This window comes from Alkalibacterium iburiense (assembly GCF_039521845.1).
In the GTDB taxonomy this organism is placed as follows: Bacteria; Bacillota; Bacilli; order Lactobacillales; family Carnobacteriaceae_A; genus Alkalibacterium; species Alkalibacterium iburiense.
This window is the reverse complement of the sequence record NZ_BAAACW010000166.1, coordinates 1-4,038: the sequence shown is the minus strand read 5'-3', so window position 1 is coordinate 4,038 and position 4,038 is coordinate 1. Positions and strand designations below refer to the sequence as shown.

Genomic DNA, 4,038 nt, shown 5'->3' with positions numbered 1-4,038 from the left:
TGCCATGGAATAGTTAAATTTTTAATGCAACACTAGTGAAAAAAAATATAAAAAGTCTTCAAATGGCATTTCAACATTTGAAGACTCAATCTACATATTATTTTATTTTTCTAACTAATCCCGTTAAAGCAAACACCAGGATAAAAATTAGCGTTATGGTTGCACCAGGAGGCGTACCTAGGTAATACGATCCGATTAAACCAGTAAACATGCCAAATAGTGAGACAAGAATACCGATGACGATGACTCCATTAAAACTTTTGCTTAAGCGAATAGATATAGCCGCCGGCAAGACGAGTATGGCTGAGACAAGAAGTGCTCCCACAATCGGCATCACTAGAGCAATGGTAATTCCTGTCAACACATTAAATAAAATAGACATGAATTGAACAGGAAGACCGGATGTAAAGGCTGTTTCTTCATCAAAGGTTAAAATGTACATAGGTCTTTTAAATATAATGTAAAGGCCAATGATAAGAAGCGTGAGAAACAATAACATCCATACTTGTTCTTGGGATATGGTAACAATGGACCCAAATAAAAACTGCTGAATACTGACCGTTGCTCCACTATCATTCAAGCCCATTAAAACAAGTGCTACGGCCATTCCGCCTGACATCAGCATAGCTATGGAAATTTCTGAGTAAGTCCGGTACACCCTTCTTAAATATTCCAGTACAATGGCTACGAGAATAACGACACTAATATTTGTCCATGTCGGATCTGTCCCAATCAGTAAACCTAAAGCCACACCGGCCAAGGAGACATGAGAAAGGGTATCCGCCATCAGTGACTGTCTGCGCAGGATTAAAAATAATCCGAGTATGGGCGCAACTAGAGAGATTAAGAATGAGGCTTGGAAAGCTCTTTGCATGAATCCATAGAGAAACATCTCCAAGGCGACCCCTCCTTCCTCACTAGCTCAATATGCTTATCAGCAAATTGTCTGATTTCTTCATGATCATGAGTGACCATTAAAATGCCTTTTTTGTGTACCTCGCTGTTATGCTTGAGTAATTTATAAAACTCTTCTCTGGATTGGACATCCATTCCGGTGGTCGGTTCATCCAAGATAAACAAATCAGGGTCTGTAGCAAAGACGCGGGCAATGGAAATGCGCTGTTTTTGACCACCAGATAATTCGCCAATTTTTTTATGGCGCATCTCCCACATGCCTACAGAGAGAAGTGATTTTTTAACATGGACCATATCTTCTTCGCTTAACTTTTTAAACCATTTCCCTCGCGGGTAGCGTCCTGATTTGACTAGTTCCAATACTGTGCTGGGAAACCCTTCGTTAAAGGAAGCGACTTGTTGTGGGATATACCCTACTACAAGTTTCTCACCATAGCGATTTTTATCCGATAAAGTGACAGACCCTTTAGTCGGCTTGAGCAACCCCAATATGTTTCTTAATAGTGTGGTTTTTGCTGCTCCATTTTCTCCAGTAAGCATAGCAAAATCGCCGGCATTAACCTGGAATGAGATGTTTTCCAGTACCGGCTCATCTTCAAAATGGAAGCTCAAATTATTAACTTCAATATATTGCAATCCGATCCCTGCTTTCTAAGCATCAACCCGTCACTCTAAGCGATTCCTTCTTAAATTAACGAATACTTTTTTTCAAAGTCTCTAAATTTTCTCTCATTGCACTTAAATAGTCAAGTCCTTCATCTATCATTTCTGAAGATAATGTTTCCAGGTCATACAGAACGGCAACTTCCGTACCCGTTTCATTAGCAATGGTTTCTGCAATAGACGAACTGGCACCATCCTGATAATAAATAACAGGCACATCATACTCTTCTACTAACTGATTAATTTCCGCTATTCGTGATGGACTAGGTTCAACTTCTGTCGATAATCCTCCTACAGAAATTTGCGTAAGGTCATAGCGTTCAGCTAGATAACCGAATGATTCATGTTGAGTAAAAAAAACACGGTTGTCGGCTTCTGCAAAGGCTGTTTCATAATCTTCATGCAGGATTTGGAGCTCTTGATTAAATTCTGCTGCTCTTTCAGTATAATAGTCTGCTCCATCAGGGTCTATCTCTATTAATGCCTCTTTAATGGTATCCACTTGTTCTTGAGCTAATACGGGGTCCAGCCAGATATGAGGATCCACGCTGTGGCTATGATCGTGATCATCCTCTTCATGACCGTGATCGTCATGGTCATGGTGGTCGTGCTCATCATGACCCTCTGCTTCCATGAGCTCAATGTTTTCTGCCGTTTTGACTATGGGTAAATCTGAATTATCTAAAGAAGCTAATAAACTAGGTACCCATGTTTCCATTTCTTCGCTGCTGTATATAAATAAATCAGAATCATTAATCATGGCCACATCTCTGGCACTTGGCTCAAAATGATGAGCGTCTGTTCCACCAGAAATCAATTGGTGAACATCCAACCGCTCTCCAGCGACTTGTTGAGTCATCTCATAAACAGGATAGAAAGTGGCGATGACAGAAAGGGATTCTTCATTAGACACATCTTGTATCGCTTCTTCTGGCTCTACGCTTGTTTCTGAACAAGCGGTCAATAACATAAGTAAGAATAGGGGTAAGAAATATTTTTTATACATACAAAGATCCTCCAAATAAGTAAATCGTAACAGTTCCGATTTACAGAATATCACTTACACCTATTTAAAGTCAAGCTATTTTTTAGAGATTGCGTATTAAATAAACTTCTTTACAGAAGCCTTTCAAACCATTCATCATTCGCTTGGCTTTTGAGTAACTTTTCGTCAAGCCAAAAACAGTCGGACCCGTGCCACTCATCAGAGCCGTATCTGCTCCAAATGTCAGCATTTTGTTCTTTATAACTTCTATAGAAGGGTTTTGTTTTTTTGCCTGTCCTTCTAATGCGTTGCCTGCGCAAGCTACACTTTCTTTATACTCGCCATTATTTATAGAGTGGACCATTTTCTCAATGGGGTAATAAGGAAGGTCTTTCACTTTCAAATCTTTAAAGACGGTCCAACTAGAAATCCCTTTGGGTGGCTTAACGACAATCACCCAACAAGGGGGAAAAGGGGCAATCGGTTTGACATTTTCGCCTTTCCCTGTCACAAAAGCAGTTTGACCGTAGACGCAAAAAGGAACATCCGCTCCGATTTTCTCCCCTAAGTCTGCCAATTCTTCTAACGAACGATCTAATCCCCACAATCGGTTCAGAGCTCTCAACGTAGCGGCTGCATCCGCACTCCCACCACCAAGACCGGCAGCAATGGGAATCACTTTTTCTACATAAATGGACACACCACTTTTGACATTATACGTGTTTTTAACTAATTGTGCGGTTTTGTATACAATATTTTTTTCATTCAAAGGCATAGAGGAACTATTAGAGTCAATGGAAATCCCTTCATCCTCTAATGAGAAAGACAAACGATCAGCTAAATCAATTGGAGTCATTACCATTTCCATATCATGATACCCGTCTTCTCTTTTTCCTACTACATTCAGACACAAATTAATTTTAGCGGGTGCTTTTTCATTTTCCTGCATAGCCATCCCTCCTTTACTCAACTTATACATCTATAGTAATGCAGATGACAGCTTTTTAAAAAAGATAGCTACGGGATAGGAACAAAATGGATAATAGACGATCGAGTAGGATTCCCAGCCATTAATTGGCTGGGTGTCCTCTCACAACACCGTACATACGGTTCACGTATATGGCGTTTCCTAAAGTCAAACGATTGCTCAATTTAGTTGTCTCGAGTCAATCGGCATTCCCTACTATTTCCTCGTCTTAACCTTCGACACTCAGCTCTGCTAGATAATCCCATAGCTTCCAGCTTTTCTCGTTATCTAGCTAGTCTCTATTTGAGATGGTCTGCTTCAACGTGCGAAAGACTAAGAGAGGGCTCAGCTACTCCCTTAGGTTCGGTCCTTCGTACCATTAGGTACTACTATGACCTCTGTTCCTGCGGTTACTCGTCACAAAAATATTGGCTGACTTCTCATTATCCAGTCTTCCATCTCTGAAAGGGTTTGGAATAGATAATGAGACCTCCCCGGGTTATTCCTA

Annotated in this window: 4 protein-coding genes; all 4 read right to left on the bottom strand. The window is 40.5% G+C overall.

Annotation, left to right across the window (positions count from 1 at the left end; genetic code table 11):
• Positions 1 to 97: 97 nt before the first annotated feature.
• The gene (locus ABDZ53_RS12465) at positions 98 to 898 is read right to left on the bottom strand and encodes a metal ABC transporter permease (protein WP_343757004.1); all 801 of its coding nucleotides are present in this window, start codon (positions 896 to 898) and stop codon (positions 98 to 100) included.
• Positions 844 to 1,551: a metal ABC transporter ATP-binding protein gene (locus tag ABDZ53_RS12460; RefSeq protein ID WP_343757002.1), complete on the bottom strand. Its 708-nt coding sequence runs from the start codon at positions 1,549 to 1,551 to the stop codon at positions 844 to 846. Before ABDZ53_RS12460 ends, ABDZ53_RS12465 begins: the two co-directional genes overlap by 55 nt.
• A 55-nt stretch (positions 1,552 to 1,606) precedes the next feature.
• Entirely contained in the window at positions 1,607 to 2,584 is a 978-nt protein-coding gene (locus tag ABDZ53_RS12455) for a metal ABC transporter solute-binding protein, Zn/Mn family (protein WP_343757000.1), read from the bottom strand.
• Positions 2,585 to 2,666: 82 nt separating this feature from the next.
• The gene (gene ispE, locus ABDZ53_RS12450; protein WP_343756998.1) at positions 2,667 to 3,512 is read right to left on the bottom strand and encodes a 4-(cytidine 5'-diphospho)-2-C-methyl-D-erythritol kinase; all 846 of its coding nucleotides are present in this window, start codon (positions 3,510 to 3,512) and stop codon (positions 2,667 to 2,669) included.
• Between the last annotated feature and the right edge of the window lie 526 nt (positions 3,513 to 4,038).